An 18,457-nucleotide genomic window follows, 5' to 3' on the forward strand; every position below is an offset into this window, starting at 1 on the left:
TAGGTGGAAATGCGGTAATAGTAGGTGGTTCCCGGCGTCAAGGCGCCTTGCGGGACTTGCATCGGGCCCGAACCGACCCACCCCGTGTTGTAAGCGATCGACGCAAAGTTCGAGGTAGTGCTGAATTCGTACTGGTACGCAAGGCCCGTCCCCATCGGGTCGTACCCGGTAGCCTGCATGATCGGCATCACCGACCCGCGCGCCCCATTCACCGGCGTAGCCCCGGTCACCCCGGTAACCGCAGGGAAGTCCTTATAGCTGACATACATATCGGTGTTCAACGCCTTGAACGTGTAAGTGCCGCCCTCAGCCCCGGTGATCATGATGTAACCGCCGCTGCCGCCGGAATTCACCCACGACGCGATCTGACCGCCAATCCCCGCATCACTGGTGCTCGCATCGGTCGTGCACACCGTCAATCCGCCGAGCTGTGGGCCGACTCCGTTGTAGCTGAACGCGCTGGCCCAATACACGCCACCGGCAGCACAGCCCGCCGCCGCAGTCGTCGGATACACGTGAATGCTCGCCCCGATAACCTGCTCGCCGAAGACCTGCTCATAGTTGTAATGCTGGATGGCACGCCAGTACCTGTTCGTGTTCGAGTCCCGCGTGTTGCCCACATACGCTTTCCCGGTGAACGTCGCCCCATCCGACTTATAGGAATGCACGTCATTGGACGCCGGATTGACCGTCGGGTCAAGCACCACCGGATACACCCGGTCAGGATCGGTCAACCATTCCCTGGACGGACTCAACGTCAGCGTCCACTTCGAACCCGATTTCTTCACAATGTCGTACGCAATGTTCGTCAACGCCGGCTGCCGCTCACCGGCTTTCCCCGAGGAATCCCACATGGCAGGCACCGGCATCGTGAACAGCACCACACCCGCGTCGTCCCGAAACTCCAGGTCGTCGAACTTGTTCCTCACCGGAGTCAGCCCCGGCGCGTTCACCGTCCACACATACGTTGACTGCGCAGCAGAGGGCACCTTATTGAGGACGATTGACTCCTTGACCTCCCCCGCGCTCACCTGGTAACGGAGATCAGTGTTCGGCAGAACTGACAGGTACGCCGCACGGTCACGCCCGATCGGAAGAAACGGCACGGTCAACTGCTGAACGGCAGATGCTTTCGCCTCATCCAAACCGAACGACAAAGCATGACCACCCCTGGTGGCTGTGAACAACTCCGCAGCATCCGCCTTCGCTGCGAAATGCGGGGCGAGCGGGTTGTCCGCCACCTGCAACCCACCGGACCCGTCATCACTCAAACTTGTCGAGGCCTCGACCCATTTGCCAGCCGACTTGACGTTCACTGCCGAGTTCGACAACGCCACCTGATGTAGACCATTTGCATCCGTGTAGGTGGTGGAAAACTCATCACGACCCGTCACCGTCGCCGACGCCTGATCAAACTCCGGCGCCTTCGACGGCTTCTTCACCTCCACCTTCGGCACCGGCAGCGCCTTGAACGCTTCCGGGGCGAAGGGCACCTTCGGCACCGTCGGAGTCGGAAACTTCAGCGCCGGCGAGGTAACCACCGGCGCAGCATCACGCGGAGTCACCGTAGGTGACTGTGTCGCCTCGGCCGGAACCGCGAAACCGACAACCAACGCCAGGGACGCCCCCATAGCGATCGAAGTGAGCAGGGAAGATCGACCGAGAACGCGCATCAGCGCCCAAACGCAAGACGACGAGCGGCACGGGAATCGCGCTCGTTCTCAACGCGAGGGCAACTCGCATCGGTATTTGAAAGTTAGCGTGAACTGACCACTCTGTTGCACCAAAACCTGAGGACTTGTTCACCCCAATTCGGGGGCCAGAGGGAAAATCCGGAGGTCGAACAGATCAGTCGTTAGCGCCCCCACTCGGGGGCGTCAAAGTCCAAGAAACGGCGTGGCTACCACGACGGCGGCTTGTCCCGTTGCGGGTTCCCTCGTACTAGATTGCCTCGAGTAGTGAGATGAGGTGTGGGCAGGATGTGGCCAGAGAACGGGACAGGGACGCCCCTCGGCAACAGTCCCGGTCAGAGGCAGTATTTTGTTGCGCCCGGAGGGATTTGAGGCCTGGCCTATTGATCGGAATCAATTCACCCAGAAATAGCCAAAACAGCCAAATTGGCTCTCCTACTGCATCCGTGGGGTTTGGAAGCCTGAGAGCATGAAACAGCCCCGGAAACACAGTGTTTCTGGGGCCTCTGCAGTGCGGAGGGCTAGGGATTCGAACCCTAGAGACATTTCTGCCCACCAGTTTTCAAGACTGGCTCCATCGGCCGCTCGGACAGCCCTCCCAGGTGGAACAGCCCCGATCCTACCGAACTTGTCGGGCAGAGACCGGATCGCGGCTGGGATGCGGGTCAGAAGTCGGCGAAGAGAATGGCGACGCCGTCATCCAGGTCGGACGCCGTGACCTCGTTCGCCACGGCGAGAACCTCGTGCGGCGCCTGCCCCATCGCGACGCCCCTGCCCTCGAGGGATGCCCACTCGAGCATGTCGATGTCGTTGCGTCCGTCGCCGACCGCCAACACGCGCGAGCGCGGGATGCCGTGCCACTCCCGAACACGCTCGAGGGCCGTCGCCTTGTTCACCCCGTCCGGGGCGATGTCGAGCCAGGCCGTCCAGCCGACGTTGTAGGTCACTTTGTGCAGCCCCATCCGCTCCACGATCGACAGGAAGTCCTCGATCGCGTGCTCGGGCGAGATCACGACGACCCGGGTCGCCTCGTGCACGAGCAGCTCCTCGAAGGCCACCTTCTGGCTGCTCGCACCGAGGGTGGAATCGGGGAAGAAGCCCGTGTAGCGGTAGAAGCCGTTCTCGTCTTCGACCGCGTAGCTGGCATCAGCGAGGCTCTCCCGAATCGTGGTGAGCACCTCGGATGGGTCGAAGGAGTCGACCGCGATGCGCGAGTACCCGGTGGGCGCGTCGGCATCCCGCTCCAGCGTGATCGCGCCGTTCGAGCAGACGATGTAGTGCGGGGAGATGTCGAACCGGTCGAGCACGGGGAGCGTCATCGACACGGACCGGCCGGTCGCGAGCATGACCTCGTGCCCGAGGTCGCGCACGCGCTGCACCTGCGCGATCACCTCATCGGAGACCGTGCCATCCTCGCGCAGGATCGTCCCGTCGATGTCGAGGGCGATGAGCCAGCGGTCGGTCACTGGGCTGGCTCCATCACTTCGAGGCCGCCGAGGTACGGGCGCAGTGCCGCCGGCACGCGCACCGAGCCGTCCGCCTGCTGGTGGGTTTCGAGTATCGCGACAAGCCAGCGGGTGGTGGCGAGGGTGCCGTTGAGGGTCGCGACCGGGGCGGTCTTGCCCGACTCGGTGCGGTAGCGGGTGTCGAGCCGTCTGGCCTGGTAGGTGGTGCAGTTGCTCGTGCTCGTGAGCTCGCGGTAGGTGCCCTGGGTCGGGACCCACGCCTCGATGTCGAACTTGCGTGCCGCGCTCGAGCCGAGGTCGCCGGCCGCGACGTCGATCACGCGGTAGCTGAGCTCGCACGCCTGCAGCATCGACTCCTGCAACGACACGAGTCGCTCGTGCTCGGCTTCCGCCTGCTCGGGCAGCACATAGCTAAACATCTCGAGCTTGTTGAACTGGTGCACGCGCAGGATGCCGCGGGTGTCCTTTCCGCCCGAGCCGGCCTCGCGCCGATAACAGGTCGACCAACCCGCGTACCGCACCGGGCCGACGGACAGGTCGAGGATCTCGTCGGAGTGAAAGCCGGCGAGCGCGACCTCGCTCGTGCCGGTGAGGTAGAGGTCGTCGGCGGGGAGGTAGTAGATCTCGTCGGAGTGCTCGCCGAGGAAACCGGTGCCGTCCATGATCTCCGGGCGCACGAGTGTCGGCGTGATGAGCGGCTCGAAGCCGTGGCCGAGTGCCGTGTCGAGCGCGAGGTTCATCAGGGCGATCTCGAGGCGCGCGCCGATTCCGCGCAGAAAGTAGAACCGACTGCCGGAGACCTTCGCGCCGCGGGTCATGTCGATGGCCTTCAGCAGCTCGCCGAGCTCGAGGTGGTCGCGCGGCTCGAAATCGAACGACGGCTTCTCTCCCACCGCACGCAGGGTGACGAAGTTCTCTTCGCCGCCCGCCGGCACGCCGTCGATGATGGGGTTGGCGATGCCGCGCGCGGCCCTCGTGAACTCGAGCTCCGCATCCGCCGCCTGCTGGGCGAGCCACTTCACCCGCAGGGCGAGTTCCTGCGCCTCGGCGAGCAGGGTGGCCTTCTCGTTACCGGAGGCCTGAGCCACGAGCTTGCCGAGGGTCTTCTGGGTGGCACGCAGGGACTCGGACTCCGAAATCGCACTACGGCGGTTGATGTCGGCGGCGAGCGCGACATCCACGAGCTCTGCCGCGGCTCCTCGCGCTCGTTGGGAGTCCCTTATTGCCTCGGGATTGTCACGAAGCAGCTGGGGGTCGATCACCCGTCCAGTCTATTGAGCAATGCCGTACCGTAGGTCACGTGCCCGACACTCCCGCCCCCAGCAACCGGCACGCCGCCGTCGTCTACAACCCGATCAAGGTCGATCTGCCGAAGCTCGAGGGCATCGTGGAGTCCGCCGAGGCGGAGGCCGGCTGGGACTCGACCGTCTGGCTGGCGACGACCGAGGAGGATGCCGGCCAGGGCATGACAAAGCAGGCGCTCGCCGGCGGCGCAGCGGTGGTTCTCGCCGCGGGCGGCGACGGCACGGTCCGCGCCGTCGCCGAGACGCTGCGCGACAGCGGCGTGCCGATCGCGCTGGTGCCCTCCGGCACCGGCAACCTGCTTGCCCGCAACCTCTCCCTCACGCTCACCAACGACGAGGAGTCGATCCGTGTCGCCTTCGGGAGCGGCGTGCGCACGATCGACCTCGGCATCGCCGAGATCGTGCGCGAAGACGACACCGAGGAACAGCACGTGTTCCTCGTGATGGCCGGTCTCGGGCTCGACGCGAAGATGATCGCCAAGACCAGTTCGAAGCTGAAGAAGGCCGTCGGGTGGCTGGCCTATGTGGATGCCGGCGTGCGCGCCCTGCCCGAACTGAAGCCGGTGCACCTGCGCTACAGCCTCGACGGAGCCGGCGAGAGGACGGCAAGCGTGCACACGATCATGGTGGGCAATTGCGGAATGCTGCCCGGCGGCATCCTGCTCATGCCCGACGCCGTGCCGGACGACGGAATCCTCGACATCGCCGTTCTTCAGCCGAGCGGCCCGTTCGGCTGGCTCAAGGTCTGGAACAAGGTCGCCTGGGAGAACGGCGTGCTGCGCAAGAGCGCGCTCGGCCGCTCGATCATCGACCTCACCGCCGACGTGAAGGACGTTCTCTACTTTCGCGGCAAGGACCTCCGCCTGACGGTGGAGACGCCGCAGGAGGTGCAGCTCGACGGGGACGAGTTCGGCCTCGCGAAGTCGGTGCACACCTGGGCGGATGCCGGTGCCCTCGCCGTGAAGGTGCCCGCCGAGAGCAGCAGCTCCTAGATCAGCAGCGACGGGCTCGCGACGCGGTCGGGATGCAGCAGCCGCGCCAGGACGACGGCCGCCCCGGCCAGCCCGAGGAAGAGCGAGACACTGCCCTCGGCCCGCACCCCGGCCGACCAGGCCAGCGGATCCTCCGGCAGTGCACCGACGATCGTCTCGGCGAATCGGCGGGCGGCATCGAGGTGCGTGGGAGCCCCGCGCTCGGACGCGAGCACGAGCACATCGAGCGCGCCGCCGAGTCCATGGCAGAGGGTCAGTCCGCCGAGCAGGGCGGCATCACCGAACTGCGGAACGGATGCCGCGGCCCGAGCCAGCTCCGACCCGCACGCCTGCACCGCGGCCTCCGCCTCCGCGCGAACGGAGGTCGCGGCAGAGCCGAGGTCGAGGCCATCGCCTTCGAGTTGCAGCATCCGCAGACGCGTCGCGCCGATGCCGGCTGCGCCGTGGCACCACATGGTCGGGTAGCCCGCCTCGTCGCTGCGCAGGTCGGGCCAGCCCCCGACGATCGGGTCGAACCAGGCCGCCTCCCAGCGCAGGGCGTCCCGCAGGAGCGGAAGGGCGACACCCGCGGTCCGCTCATCGCAGCACGCCGCCTCCGCCAGCGCGAGGGCGATGCCGCTGTTGCCATGCGCGAGTCCGAGCAGCGGGCGGGCGGCGCGTTCGTCGGCGGCGAGCGGGTCCGGCCAGCAGACGCCGACCGGATGACGGCTGGCGCGGGCGGCGAGGCTCCTCACGGCATCCGGTGTGCTCCCTTGTGCCGCTCGGGACTGGGCGAGCACGAGTCCGGCGAGCCCGCTCGTCAGGTCGGTCGCTTCGATGTCGATGCTCGCTGACCTGAGGGCGCCGATGCTCGCCGACCCGAGGGCGCCACGCGCGACCCCGACACTCTCGGCCACCAGCACCACGCCGGTGGCGCTGTCGAGCAGGCCGCCCAACGGCTGCCCCTCGACCGCGCGGAGGGCCGAGCCGGCCGCACATTCCGCGAGGTCGGCCAGGTCGCTGCGGTCGGTCGCCCGAGCGAGCTGGGCGAGAGCCCAGGCCACCCCGGCGTCGCCATCGTAGAGGTTCGCGCGGCCGCCGACCATCCGCGCGGGGGTCCCATGCGCATCCAGTTCCCAGCTGAGCCAGCCGACACGATCGCCGGAGTGGATCGCGGTGGAGACGAGCGCGTCGATGCAGCCGTCGAGCGCGGCCTCGAGAATGGCGCTCACGATCCAACCCCCTCTCTGCGCACGGCACGACGGTGCGGTTCCGACGGATCGAGTCCCGCCCGGACGAAGGCGTTCTCCACAGCCACGAGGGGATGGTCCCTCGCCGCGATGAGCGCCTCGGCGACCAGTCGGCAGCGTTCCTCTCCGAAACTCAGGCCGTTCTGCGGGTCTTCCGACCAGCTGATGCCGGGGGCGATCCACTCGGTGAACGGCGGCCCTGGCACCCAGCGCACGAACGCCTCCGCCCGCCGAGCGAGGGCCGAGCGCAGGTCGACCTCGGCGTCCGCGAGGTAGACGACCACGGCATCCGCCCGATTGATCGAGTAGTCGTCGATGCCGGCCTTGAACATCCACGGGGTCGACACCGCCCCGAGTGCGTCGGAGAGAGTGGCGACGAGGTCGGGCAGCAGGGCGAGCTGCGGCGCGAGGTACAGGCGGGAGAGTCCGGGGCCGACGGTGCGCGGATCCCAGCCCCCGCCCCAGGTGCGCCACCAGCCGTCGGCGACGGCGGCGCCGAACCGGGTGAGCACCGAGAGTCGTTCGCCGACGGCGGGGACGAGACCGAAGTTCGTCGACCCGTCCGGGTGGAGGTATTCGCCCCGGGTGGCCGCGTGGAGCGGACCGTCGTCGCGGCGGACTACCGCGATTCCCGCTGCGCCACGGCGGATGACGGTGGCGTCGGAGACGAGGCGGGCTCCGGCGTGGGCCTCCCGCAACATGCCGGCGAGCGGCGGCCAGGTCGGATCGACGACCTGCGGCTCTCCGACCGGGGCCGCGTACCAGCCGCCGTAGAGCGCCCCGGCGAGATCGTCTTCCGAGAGGTCGGGTCTCTCGGCGAGAAGGTCGAGACCGAGGCGGATGCCGTGCTCAAGTCGGGCGCAGAGCTCCGGCGCGAACGACTGAGGCCCGAATGACGCGGTCACCGTGCCACCGCCCGTGCTGCTGCGCCCACCAAAACCGCGCCAACCGACACTGCACCCACCGACACTGCGCCCACCAAAACCGCGCCGACGGCCCGCACGGAAGCCGACCCGGCGGCATGGTCGCGCGCCCGGTCGAGCCACGCGTCCACCTCGGCTGAGACGTCGGCGTCGTTCGGCTCCGGCGTCCCGAACTGTCGTGCCGCCCAGCCCGGAGCCATGGCGACCTGCCACGCGGTGAGAAGCGCGCGAACGCAGGCGAAGGAGTCTTCGACCTCGCCGCTCCCCCCGGCGGCGCGATAGCCCAGGGCGAGGGCCTCGCCCGCAGCAGCGGCGGTCGCCTCGTCGAAGGCGAGGGACTGCACCATCGCGACGGCGCAGACGAGATCCCAGGACGGGTCACCGCGACCCGCCGACTCGAAGTCGACGAAGGTCAGGTCGATGAGCGTCGCCGTGCCGCGACCGGTCGCGGGCGACTCCACGACGATGTTGCCCGCCGACAGATCGCCGTGGATGAGGTGATCGGCGGTCCAGTTCGCGGCGGCGCCGTGCAGGGCGTCGCGGATGCCGGGCTCGGCCAGCGCGGCGAGCACCGACTCGAGAGCGGGAGACGAGCCATCCGTCGCCATCGACGGGGGGAGCGAGTCCGGAGACAGCGCCCACGGCCGAGGGGCGTTCGGGCACCCCTCGGCCGGGGCGGTGGTGTGAAGTTCCGCAAGAGCCGCACCGGTCGCCCGCGCCGCCGCGATGAGCGACCACGGGTCCTGCGCGAACTCGGCGAGGTCGGTGCCGGGCACGGCGGCGGTCCAGAGTGCGGGGCCGGCCACCTCGATCGGGCGGGGCGCGAACCGGCGGCCCCCCAGCATCCGCAGCACCGTCCGTTCGTTTTCGATCGCGTCATCGCCATCGAGGTGCGAGGCGAGGCCGCGCTGTTTGACGAACGCGAGGGGGATGTCGCCCCGGTCGAACCGGTGGACGACGTTGCTCCGGGACTGCGGCACGACGGTGACCGATCCGTTCAGCACATCGGAGGCGTCGACCAGACCGGCTCGGATCGCCACGGCCGCCAGTCCCGGAGCGGTGGTCATTCCGTGCCCTCGTCCGACAGGTCTTCCATCGCGGCGAGGTAGCCGGCCCAGTAAGTGGGGTCGTCCTCGAACTCGCCGGTCGAGTACTGCCCGGCGTACGGGTCGGAGTAGTCCGCCTGGAAGCCGGGGATCCGACCGCCGGGGATTTCGATCGGCCCGCCCGGGTTGAACGGAATGGAGGGATCGTTGCACGCCCGCGAGAAGATCGGGCCGGGCGGGCAGGCCGGGCGGCTGTAGACCACCTCGCAGATCGGGGTGCGCGTGATCCGGCAGGTGATCGGCCTCGTCGGAAGGCAGATCACCGACCGCGTGACCCGGCACAGCACGGGCGACCGCGTGAGGCAGGCGGTGATCACCCGGGTCGGGCAGAGCACCGGGATGCGGGTCGGCGGCACGGAGATGATCCGCACGATCAGGTCGACTCCCATCGTGTCGAGGGCCGTCGCGATCGGGTTCGCGAAGGTCATCGATCCGTCGTTGGAGCCCGCGAAGAGCAGGCCGACAACGTGGCGGCTCGCATTCACCACCATCGATCCGGAGTCGCCGTGGTCCGAGAACCGCGCCGATTTCGTCGTGTCCGTGTTGATGCGCAACTGGTGCTTGAGCGTGCGCAGGCCGATGCTTCCGCCGTAGTTGACGCTCGCCGTGAAGTCGGTCGACGCGACGCTCCCAGAGGTGAGCTCGGTCGTGCGACCGCGCTTGCGTACCGGCTCTCCGACGATGGCCGCGGCCTGGCCTGCAACGAATCCGATGTCGCGGATGCTCGGCTCCCACGCCTTTCCGGCGTCGATGGTGACGACGGCGCCGTCCACCTGGTCCGTCAGCATCCCGCGAGCGAGACTGCCGAACTGCACGGCGGAGCCTCCGCCGTCCGGAATGGACGGCTGCACCATCCTGTCCCCGGCCGTCCACGAGTTGTTGAGACAGGCCACGTGGAAGTTGGTGAGAGCCATCGTCGCCCCGGACGCCCGGTCGCGCACGAGCGCACCGAGAGTGCCGGAAAAGACGTACTGGCCGGAGGTCGGCACATCCGGCGGATCGAGGTGGATGCTGCGCACCGGCCCCATGCTGATGCCGCCGGTGAGCGTCGAGTAGACGGTGGTGTCGACGAACGCCGAGCCGTCCGCGAGCTCTCGGGCGGGCTGCAGTTCGATTGTCAGCTCCTTGACATCCGTCTTGATGCCGTCAATCTCGGAGGGGATGACCTGGTCCTTGGGCAGCGCGCTCTTCGGCTTCTTCTTGTCGACGTAGACGACGATGCTCAGTTCGCCCGTGTTCACTCCTTTCGATACCTTGTGGCCGATGTCGACGGCGACGACGCCCGGCTGGGCGATCAACGCATCCTCGACCCGTTCTTTGACCGGGCGGATTGCCGCTCGGGTTTCGTTCTCTGGCTCGGGGGCCATGAGGCACTCCTCCATACGGGCGGCCCCGGGTTGGAGTCGCTACTCGTAAGGAGCGGGCCCGGGCCCCGGCAGATACACGCGGGAGGAGAATCGACCGGTTCCGGCCGGTGGGGCGCTCTACTCCGGGCGGCCGCCGGCGTCGGTGTCGCCGTCCACGACTGCGTCTTCGGCGTCGACACGGGGGCGCCAGCGCAGTCCGCGCGCGAACATCAGCCCGGCGAGGATCCCCAGCCCGACCAAAGTGAGTGGCGGAACGAGCTGAGAGATTAGCTGGCCGAGGATGATCGAGGGCGGGATGTGCCCCTCGGTGAAGGTCTGGCCCTGTCCATTGCTGGAGTAGACCGCGCCGGCGACGACCGCGGCGAACAGCAGGCCCGCGAAACCGATCAGCAGGTGCTCGGCCCGATTCATCGCGCGCGCCCCGAGGCCCGCACGGCCGCAACGAAGACAAGCCCGGCGATGGTGAGCAGCCCCACCGTCATGAGCGCCGGCGCCGTGAAGTAGCCGAGCACCTGCATGGTCTGTGCAAATCGATCGACCGGGGCCTGGTCGCCGCCCCCGAAGCTCGCGATCGTCGACCGGATCGAGATGAGCACTCCGCCGGCCACGCACGTGACGGCCGCCACCCAGAGCGCCGCGAAGTACGGGTTGAAACCCCATCGCTCCGGCTGAATGCCGCCGTCGGTCTCCGGAATGTCCTCGGCGTCGAAGACGCTCGCGGGAGCCGCATCCGGCACCGCCACGGGGGACAGTGTCGGCGCCGAGTCGACCCGCGCCCTCGAGGGACCCGCGGCCGGCTCATAGCCGCGCTGGAACTCCGGGTGGTAACGCGGGTCTATCCGCGGCTCGCGGTCGTCGGTCATGCTGCCCCCTCGGCGACCGGCGATTCCGGCTATTCCAGCCCGGACTTCACACGGTCGAGCCAGTCTCGCGCTTCGATGAACACGGCGTCGCCGTATCGTTGGTCGAATTTTACTCGAATTCCGTCGGCGCGGGGGTATGAACCCAGGAATGTCACATTCGGGCTGAACCGACGAAGGCCCATCAGCGCATCGGCGACGCGTTCCTCGTCGATGTGCCCGTCCAGGTCGATCACGAAACGGTAGCGTCCGAGAGCATCGCCGATCGGGCGAGACTCCAGCAGGCTCATGTTCACCCCGCGGGTCGCGAACTGCTCGAGCATCTCGAGCAGCGACCCGGCGCGGTCGTCCGGGAGCTCGGCGATGATGCTCGTCTTGTCCGCCCCGGTCGCCGCCGGGGTCGTGGTCGTCCGGCTCACCAAGACGAACCGGGTGACCGCGTTCGGGTTGTCGCCGATGTTCTCCGCCAGCACATCGAGGTCGTGGTGCGCGGTGATCCCGGGCGGGGCGATCGCGGCATCCGCGTGGTCCGAGTCGAAGAGCGAGGCAGCGGCCGCCACGTTGGAGGTGGCCGGGATGTGGCCGTGGCTCGGGAGGTTGGCGTCGAGCCAGAGGTGGCACTGGGCGTAGGCCACCGGATGCGCGTTGATCACCCGCACGTCGGCGAGAGTCGTGCCCCGTCGCGCCACGAGAACGAAGTTCACCGGCACGAGGTACTCCCCGATGATGCGCAGATGCGGGATGCTCGCGAGGGCGTCCTGGGTGGCCGAGACGCCGCCCTCGACCGAGTTCTCGATCGCGATCATGGCGGCGGCGCTGCGGCCGGTGACCACGTCGTCGAGCGCCTCGCCCACGTTGTTGACCGAGCGCCACGGCTTGCCGGCGGCGGCGGCCACCTGGGACAGGGCGACCTCGGTGAAGGTGCCGGCTGGCCCGAGGTAGCTGTAGGTTTCCGGCGGCGGCGTTTCGGGCATGCCCCGAGCCTATTGGCTGGGCGGCCTCGGCTGCCCCATCCGCGTCGCCTCGCTCACGCTGCCGTCGCTCCTGCCGCCCCTCTGCCCGCCCGTCCCTCTCGCCCGCCCGTCCCTCTCGCCGCAGCCTGCTCCGCCCCCTGCGCATAACTCAGGCTGATTTCGGCCGGGAGCAAGAACAGCGCCGGATTTCCGGGGCCGGAGCCGGGGCCCCGCGCATCCAGCCTGAGTTATGCACACCGCGACGGGAATGCCGTCAGCTCGGGTCGCCGTCAGCGCGGGCTGCCGTCAGCTCGGGTTGCCGTCAGCGGGATCGTCGGCGGGAAGGCGGGCGCAGCGGTCGCTTCGACGACGAATTCATCGCACGGACAATCCGTGGCTGGTGGCCCGACACCGCCGGATGCGAGACTTGCGGCATGAACGCTCGCGCAGGACAGCCCGCCCAGGAATCCGATCTCACCGACATCAAGGCGTTGGTGCACGCCTACTACGAGCTGATACCGGATGTGACGGTGCCGGAACAGCGCGTGGTGTTCGGCACCTCTGGCCACCGGGGGTCGAGCTTCGACGCGGCGTTCAACGAGACGCACATCGCCGCCATCACGCAGGCGATCGTGGAGTACCGGGCGTCGCAGGGCATCACCGGGCCGCTCTTCATCGGCCGGGATACCCACGCGCTCAGCAGGCCCGCCGAGACCACCGCGCTCGAGGTGCTGTCGGCCAACGGCGTGAACGCCCTCGTCGACGAGTTCGACGACTTCGTGCCCACCCCCGCGCTCAGCCACGCGATCATCGCCTACAACGCGGCCGGCCACGACGACCAGGCCGACGGGATCGTCGTCACCCCGAGCCACAACCCGCCTCGCGACGGCGGCTTCAAGTACAATCCCCCGCACGGCGGACCGGCCGACAGCGACGCCACCAACTGGATAGCCAACCGAGCGAACGAGATCATCGCCGAGGGCAGCCACGACGTGAAGCGCTCCGAGCCGACCGGGGTGGGCACATACGACTACCGAGGCAAGTACGTGGACGACCTCGAGAACATCATCGACATCGAGGCGATCAAGAAGGCGGGAGTGCGCATCGGCGCCGACCCGCTCGGCGGGGCGAGCGTGCACTACTGGCGCGCCATCGCCGAGCGCTACGGTCTCGACCTCACCGTCGTCAACCCGACAGTCGACCCGCAGTGGGGTTTCATGACCCTGGACTGGGACGGCAAGATCCGCATGGACCCGTCATCGGCATCCGTCATGGCGAGCGTGCTGAAGCACAAGCACGACTTCGACGTGGTCACCGGCAACGACGCCGACGCCGACCGCCACGGCATCGTCACCCCCGACGGCGGCCTGATGAACCCCAACCATTACCTCGCCGTGGCCGTTCAGTACCTCTACGGTCACCGACCGGGCTGGAAGCCGGATGCCGCGGTCGGCAAGACGCTCGTCTCGAGCACCATGATCGACCGGGTCGCCAGCTCGCTCGGACGTCGCCTCTGGGAGGTGCCGGTGGGCTTCAAGTGGTTCGTGCCCGGGCTCGTGGACGGATCCGTCGCGTTCGGCGGCGAGGAGTCGGCCGGGGCGAGCTTCCTGCGCAAGGACGGCACCGTCTGGACCACCGACAAGGACGGCATCCTGCTCGCCCTGCTCGCGAGCGAGATCGTCGCCGTGACCGGCAAGTCGCCGAGCGAGCTCTACACCGAACTCACCGAGAAGTACGGCTCCCCGGTCTACGAGCGGGTGGATGCCGTGGCCACGAAGGCGCAGAAGGCCGCGCTCGGCAAGCTGAACGGCTCCGCGATCACCGCGGACAGCCTGGCGGGCGAGCCGATCATCGCGAAGCTCAGCGAGGCTCCGGGCAACGGCGCCGCCGTCGGAGGCGTGAAGGTGGTCACCGAGCACGCGTGGTTCGCCGCCCGCCCGAGCGGCACCGAGGACGTGTACAAGATCTACGCCGAGTCGTTCCTCGGGGCGGACCACCTCAAGCGGGTGCAGGCCGAGGCGAAGACAATCGTGGATGCCGCCCTCGGGGGCTGACCTTCGCGGGTCCCGATGCAGTCTCGGAGCGACCGGATCGACCGCCGGCCTCGCCGGTCGATCAGGGCGTCACGGACGCGAGTTGCCCAGAAATGCCGCTATCCGCCGCGCGATAGCGGCATTTCTGGGCAACTCGACGCGCAGAGGCACCGGCCGAGCCGACGGCTCAGGGGGCGTAGTCTGGCGCGGGCGGCAGCGCGAAGAACTCCTCGAGCGTCGTGATTCCCGTGGCGTGCATCTCGGTCGCGAGCGGCACCCCGATGTAGCGGAAGTGCCACGGCTCGTACATGTAGCCGGTGACCGCGGTCTTGTCCGCCGGGTACCTCAACAGAAAACCGAACCGGTACGCGTTGGCGGCGAGCCACAGCCCCTGGGGCGTCTGCCCGAAGCAGGCGGCGAGCGCGCACTTCAGCGGAAGGGCGCTGATGTCGGCGGCGAACCCGCTCTGGTGCTCGCTGAATCCCGGTCGGGCGCTCTGGGCATCCGCACCTGCCTTGCCCGCGCTCGCGACGTAGCCGTTGTACACCTTCACCTGCACGACGTACGAGCGGTAGGCGCTCTGGAGCTGCATGGAGCCCGCACCTTCCGCCTTCGCCGCGGCGAACATGGCCACCATCGCGTTCGCGGCCTCCGCGCGAAGACCCGGAGGGTTGAGGTGCGGCACCGGCGTGTCGACCAGATCGGCCGGCACGTAGGTAGGCGGCGCGAGCGGCCGGAGCTTGTCCACGACCACCCAGATGCTCGTGGGGTCGTCGATCGACAGCGCGGCCCTGTCGAAGCCAGTGGGAGTGGGGGTGGGTGTGGGTGTGTGCGCCTGGGGGGCCGCGGGTGACGCGGCCGACGAGCGGATCGGGGCTTTTTCCGGCGCGCACCCCACCAGTCCAACGGCGATAGCGACGGCCAGGGCGCAGGCGAGGACGGGGCTTCTGCGGCGCGAGGACATGCTGCCGATTTTAGCGTCGGAGTAACTTGCGAAAATGCTTGCCGCAGGTGTAAGTTTGCACTCTACGCAAAGTTTCTTGGCCACTGGTGGACGCGTTCCGCTGTGACCTCTGTCTGTTAAGCCCCCAATACTCCATCCAGAACGAGGATCCATGTCACGCGCCGAAACTGCAAGCCGGGCCCAAGCGGTCCACGACTCTGGCGGGATCATGACCCACCGCCAGATTCTCTTCGTGCTCTACGGCCTCATGGCCGGAATGTTCCTCTCCGCTCTCGACCAGACCGTCGTCGGCACGTCGATCCGCACGATCGCGGACGACCTGGACGGGCTGAGCCAGCAGGCCTGGGTCACCACCGCCTACCTCATCGTGTCGACGATCGCGACGCCGATCTACGGCAAGCTCTCCGACATCTTCGGCCGCCGGCCGTTGTTCATCTTCGCGATCTCGATCTTCATCGTCGGCTCGATCGCGTCCGGGTTCTCGACCTCGATCCTCGAGCTCGCCGGGTTCCGCGCCATCCAGGGCATCGGTGCCGGAGGCCTCATGGCCCTTCCGCTCGCGATCATGGGCGACATGCTCGCCCCGCGGGAGCGCGCCAAGTACCAGGGGTACTTTCTCGCGGTATTCGGCATCTCGAGCGTCATCGGCCCGCTCATCGGCGGCCTCTTCGCCGGTGCGCCGTACATCCTCTTCATCGACGGCTGGCGTTGGGTCTTCATGATCAACATCCCGATCGGCATCATCGCCCTCGCCATGGTGCTGAGGTTCCTGCACCTGCCGAAGCGCAGCGTCAACCGCAGCGTGCGCATCGACTGGTGGGGCGCCACGACGGTGATCATCGCCGTTGCGCCGCTGCTGCTCGTCGCCGAGCAGGGCCGCGACTGGGGCTGGGGCTCGACCGGAGCGATCGCCTGCTACATCGTCGGCGGTCTCGGCATCATCGCCTTCATCGTCTCCGAGAAGCTCATGGGGGACGACGCGCTCATCCCGCTCAAGCTGTTCACGTCGCCCACCTTCTCGGTCGCCACGATCCTCGGTGTTCTCGTCGGTTTCGGCATGTTCGGCGCGATCTCGACCGTTCCGCTGTACCTGCAGCTCGTGAAGGGCTCCACCCCCACCGAGAGCGGTTTCCAGCTGCTGCCGATGATCCTCGGGCTCATGATCTCCTCGATCGTCAGCGGCCAGCTCATCTCGCGCACCGGCCGCTACAAGATCTTCCCGATCGTGGGCACCGGATTCATGGTGATCGGCTTCCTGCTCTTCACCACGATCAAGGCCGACACCAACTACTGGGTGCTCGCCGGCGCGATGCTGCTCGTGGGCCTCGGCCTGGGCCAGCTCATGCAGACCCTCACGATTGCCAGCCAGAACTCCGTCGGGCCACGCGACATCGGGGTGGCGACCTCGTCGTCGACCTTCTTCCGCCAGGTGGGTGGAACGCTCGGCGTCGCCGTGATCTTCTCGGTCGTGTTCAGCGTCGTCGGCGGCTACATCAAGGCCTCGTTCAGCGACAAGGGCACGCTCCGCGCGGCGCTCGACGCCGCGCTCAACCCGGCCGTCGCCGGTGCGCCGAACAACACGGGCATCATGTCCAAGATCTACAACGCGATCGTCGACCCGATCAAGCAGAATCTGCCCCCGCAGGTGGACCTCTCGAACACCGCGGCACGTCACCAGGTCGTGGACGGTGTCATCGCCAAGTTCACGCCAGGGGCCGGAGGAAGCAGCAGCGCGTCGACGTCTCTCGACGGCAACACCTCGTTCCTCACCCACGCGGACCACGCCCTCGCCGCGCCGTTCCTCAACGGGTTCTCGGATGCCATGGTGCGCGGATTCTGGGTGAGCCTGATCGTGGTTCTCGTGGCCTTCATCCTGAGCTTCTTCCTCAAGGCCACGCCGCTTCGCCAGAAGTCGGCCATCCAGGAGGTCGCGGACCAGGACGCGGCCATCCTCGCCGTGCAGGCCGCCGAGATGATGGGCGCACCGCTCGAGCCGGCCACAGTCACGAGTGGCGGTCGCAAGGATCCGGCACCGACCGGCCCGTAACGCTCGACCAATTTGGGGCGGCTCACCAGCGGTTTTGGTGGGCCGCCCCTTTTCGTGTTGACAGCGGTCGGAGTCTCTGGGTATGGTTGGCCGCATTGCGTGGGAGCGCTCCCATGATTCGATTTGGGAGCGCTCCCACGCGCCACCCGCACCCACCTCATCCACGCACACAAAGGAGTGACCGTGAGACTCTCACGACGCACCACCGCTGTCGCCGCCATCGCCGGCGCGGCAGCCTTCGCCCTGATCGCCACCGGCTGTTCGTCCGGCGGCGGTTCGACCTCGAGCACGGAACCGATCACCCTCACCGTGACGACCTTCGGCACGATGGGCCTCGACGGCTTGTACAAGCAGTACGAGAAGGACCACAAGAACATCACCATCAAGGCCACGAACATCGACACCGGCGGCAACGCGCAGACCGACTGGCAGACCAAGCAGGCCGCCGGAAGCGGCCTCCCCGACGTGCAGGCCGTCGAGGAGGGCTGGCTGAGCAAGGTGATGCAGGTCTCCGACTCCTTCGTCGACCTCACCAAGTACGGCGCTGACAAGTCCGCCGCCGACTGGGTGTCGTGGAAGGTCAAGCAGGTCACCGACTCGAAGAAGCGCATCATCGGCTACGGAACCGACATCGGGCCGGAGGGGCTCTGCTACAACGGCAAGCTCCTCGCCGACGCCGGGCTGCCGAGCGACCGGGACGCCGTCGCGGCGGCTTTCGGCGGCAAGGACGCCAGCTGGGACAAGTTCTTCGAGCTCGGCAAGCAGTACCACGCCAAGACCGGCAAGGCCTGGTACGACCAGAGCGGCTTCGTCTGGAATGCCATGGTCAACCAGCTCCCCGAGGGCTACTACACGAAGGACGGCAAGCTCAACGTCGAGGGCAACGCCAAGCTTCAGGCGCTGTGGACCCAGCTCGCGGACGGCGCCAAGGCCGGCCTCTCGAGCAACCAGTCCCAGTGGGACTGGGGCAAGGGCAAGGCCTTCGTCGACGGCTCGTTCGCGACCTTCGTCTGCCCGGGCTGGATGCTCGGTGTCGTCAAGGGCCAGGTCGAGTCCGCGGGCGGCAGCTCCGCATCCGGGTGGGACTTCGCCGACGTCTTCCCCGGCGGCGCAGCCAACTGGGGCGGTTCGTTCCTGACCGTGCCGACCACGTCGAAGCACCCGGCTGAGGCCGCGGCGCTCGCCGCGTGGCTCACCTCCGCGAAGCAGGAGGCGGCCTCCTTCCAGGCGGCCGGCACCTTCCCGAGCGTTGTCGCTGCGCAGTCGGATGCCGGGGTCACCGGTTCGAGCGCGCTGACGAAGTTCTTCAACGAGGCCCCAGTCGGCACGATCCTCGCCTCCCGGGCGAAGGGCGTCGTGGCGCAGTACAAGGGACCGGACGACTCGACCATCCAGGAGCAGGTCTTCGGGCCGTCGATCAAGGAGATCGACTCTGGCAAGGCCGACGGGGCGACGGCGTGGACTCACGCAATGACCCTGCTGAAGCAGCTCGTCGTCAACAAGTAGCAGTCCATCACCAGTG

The 18,457-nt window shown here is 67.9% G+C and carries 15 protein-coding genes and 1 tRNA gene; 4 read left to right on the plus strand and 12 right to left on the minus strand.

What is annotated here, in order from left to right:
* The 4 genes from VIM54_RS03175 to serS all read right to left on the minus strand — a co-directional run.
* On the minus strand, positions 1-1,541 hold a 1,541-nt coding region (locus VIM54_RS03175; protein ID WP_331899110.1), incomplete at its 3' end, for a hypothetical protein.
* Positions 1,542-2,205: 664 nt separating this feature from the next.
* Positions 2,206-2,290: transfer RNA gene (locus VIM54_RS03180), tRNA-Ser, on the minus strand.
* 66 nt (positions 2,291-2,356) lie between these two features.
* Positions 2,357-3,157: an HAD family hydrolase gene (locus tag VIM54_RS03185; RefSeq protein ID WP_331899112.1), complete on the minus strand. Its 801-nt coding sequence runs from the start codon at positions 3,155-3,157 to the stop codon at positions 2,357-2,359.
* On the minus strand, positions 3,154-4,419 hold the full coding sequence (gene serS / locus VIM54_RS03190) for a serine--tRNA ligase (protein ID WP_331899113.1): 1,266 nt from the start codon (positions 4,417-4,419) through the stop codon (positions 3,154-3,156). Before serS ends, VIM54_RS03185 begins: the two co-directional genes overlap by 4 nt.
* Positions 4,420-4,457: 38 nt before the next feature.
* On the opposite strand from serS, the gene VIM54_RS03195 reads away from it, so the two are divergent.
* A complete protein-coding gene (locus tag VIM54_RS03195; RefSeq protein WP_331899115.1) occupies positions 4,458-5,453 on the plus strand; it encodes a diacylglycerol/lipid kinase family protein in 996 nt (331 codons plus the stop codon).
* On the opposite strand, the gene VIM54_RS03200 is transcribed toward VIM54_RS03195, so the two are convergent.
* From VIM54_RS03200 to pheA, 7 genes are all read right to left on the minus strand, one after another.
* Positions 5,450-6,664: a lanthionine synthetase LanC family protein gene (locus tag VIM54_RS03200; protein WP_331899117.1), complete on the minus strand. Its 1,215-nt coding sequence runs from the start codon at positions 6,662-6,664 to the stop codon at positions 5,450-5,452. The two genes, VIM54_RS03195 and VIM54_RS03200, sit on opposite strands and share 4 nt — an antisense overlap.
* Positions 6,661-7,587: a T3SS effector HopA1 family protein gene (locus VIM54_RS03205; RefSeq protein WP_331899119.1), complete on the minus strand. Its 927-nt coding sequence runs from the start codon at positions 7,585-7,587 to the stop codon at positions 6,661-6,663. Before VIM54_RS03205 ends, VIM54_RS03200 begins: the two co-directional genes overlap by 4 nt.
* Positions 7,584-8,672 carry a phosphotransferase family protein gene (locus VIM54_RS03210; RefSeq protein ID WP_331899121.1) on the minus strand — a complete coding sequence of 363 codons (1,089 nt, stop codon included), beginning with the start codon at positions 8,670-8,672 and terminating at the stop codon, positions 7,584-7,586. Before VIM54_RS03210 ends, VIM54_RS03205 begins: the two co-directional genes overlap by 4 nt.
* A complete protein-coding gene (locus tag VIM54_RS03215; protein ID WP_331899123.1) occupies positions 8,669-10,078 on the minus strand; it encodes a hypothetical protein in 1,410 nt (469 codons plus the stop codon). Before VIM54_RS03215 ends, VIM54_RS03210 begins: the two co-directional genes overlap by 4 nt.
* Positions 10,079-10,195: 117 nt before the next feature.
* The gene (locus VIM54_RS03220; RefSeq protein ID WP_331899124.1) at positions 10,196-10,489 is read right to left on the minus strand and encodes a hypothetical protein; all 294 of its coding nucleotides are present in this window, start codon (positions 10,487-10,489) and stop codon (positions 10,196-10,198) included.
* Positions 10,486-10,941, minus strand: a complete 456-nt coding sequence (locus VIM54_RS03225; RefSeq protein ID WP_331899125.1) for a hypothetical protein — start codon at positions 10,939-10,941, stop codon at positions 10,486-10,488. The genes VIM54_RS03220 and VIM54_RS03225 overlap by 4 nt, the downstream gene beginning before the upstream one ends.
* A gap of 29 nt (positions 10,942-10,970) precedes the next feature.
* Positions 10,971-11,912, minus strand: coding sequence for a prephenate dehydratase (gene pheA / locus VIM54_RS03230; RefSeq protein WP_331899126.1), 942 nt, complete (start codon positions 11,910-11,912; stop codon positions 10,971-10,973).
* A 413-nt stretch (positions 11,913-12,325) separates the two neighbouring features.
* Here pheA and pgm point away from each other — a divergent pair, with 413 nt between their 5' ends.
* Positions 12,326-13,945: a phosphoglucomutase (alpha-D-glucose-1,6-bisphosphate-dependent) gene (pgm, locus tag VIM54_RS03235; RefSeq protein ID WP_331899128.1), complete on the plus strand. Its 1,620-nt coding sequence runs from the start codon at positions 12,326-12,328 to the stop codon at positions 13,943-13,945.
* A gap of 166 nt (positions 13,946-14,111) precedes the next feature.
* Here pgm and VIM54_RS03240 read toward each other — a convergent pair whose 3' ends face one another.
* Positions 14,112-14,888 (minus strand): M15 family metallopeptidase, encoded by a 777-nt coding sequence (locus VIM54_RS03240; RefSeq protein ID WP_331899129.1) that lies wholly within the window; start codon positions 14,886-14,888, stop codon positions 14,112-14,114.
* A 208-nt stretch (positions 14,889-15,096) separates the two neighbouring features.
* Here VIM54_RS03240 and VIM54_RS03245 point away from each other — a divergent pair, with 208 nt between their 5' ends.
* Together VIM54_RS03245 and VIM54_RS03250 are read left to right on the plus strand one after the other, a co-directional pair.
* Positions 15,097-16,935 carry an MDR family MFS transporter gene (locus VIM54_RS03245; protein ID WP_331899130.1) on the plus strand — a complete coding sequence of 613 codons (1,839 nt, stop codon included), beginning with the start codon at positions 15,097-15,099 and terminating at the stop codon, positions 16,933-16,935.
* 183 nt (positions 16,936-17,118) lie between these two features.
* Entirely contained in the window at positions 17,119-18,441 is a 1,323-nt protein-coding gene (locus VIM54_RS03250; RefSeq protein ID WP_331899132.1) for an ABC transporter substrate-binding protein, read from the plus strand.
* The last annotated feature ends 16 nt before the right edge of the window (positions 18,442-18,457 follow it).

Origin of the sequence: Lacisediminihabitans sp., from assembly GCF_036569425.1 — a bacterium.
Taxonomy (GTDB): Bacteria; Actinomycetota; Actinomycetes; order Actinomycetales; family Microbacteriaceae; genus Lacisediminihabitans.

Bases quoted from the DNA above. Each gene is read 5' to 3' on its own strand.
- pgm (WP_331899128.1), top strand. From the start codon at position 12,326: ATGAACGCTCGCGCAGGACAGCCCGCCCAGGAATCCGATCTCACCGAC.
- pheA (WP_331899126.1), bottom strand. From the start codon at position 11,912: ATGCCCGAAACGCCGCCGCCGGAAACCTACAGCTACCTCGGGCCAGCC.
- VIM54_RS03220 (WP_331899124.1), bottom strand. From the start codon at position 10,489: ATGAATCGGGCCGAGCACCTGCTGATCGGTTTCGCGGGCCTGCTGTTC.
- VIM54_RS03210 (WP_331899121.1), bottom strand. From the start codon at position 8,672: ATGACCACCGCTCCGGGACTGGCGGCCGTGGCGATCCGAGCCGGTCTG.
- VIM54_RS03225 (WP_331899125.1), bottom strand. From the start codon at position 10,941: ATGACCGACGACCGCGAGCCGCGGATAGACCCGCGTTACCACCCGGAG.
- VIM54_RS03215 (WP_331899123.1), bottom strand. From the start codon at position 10,078: ATGGCCCCCGAGCCAGAGAACGAAACCCGAGCGGCAATCCGCCCGGTC.
- VIM54_RS03240 (WP_331899129.1), bottom strand. From the start codon at position 14,888: ATGTCCTCGCGCCGCAGAAGCCCCGTCCTCGCCTGCGCCCTGGCCGTC.
- VIM54_RS03245 (WP_331899130.1), top strand. From the start codon at position 15,097: ATGACCCACCGCCAGATTCTCTTCGTGCTCTACGGCCTCATGGCCGGA.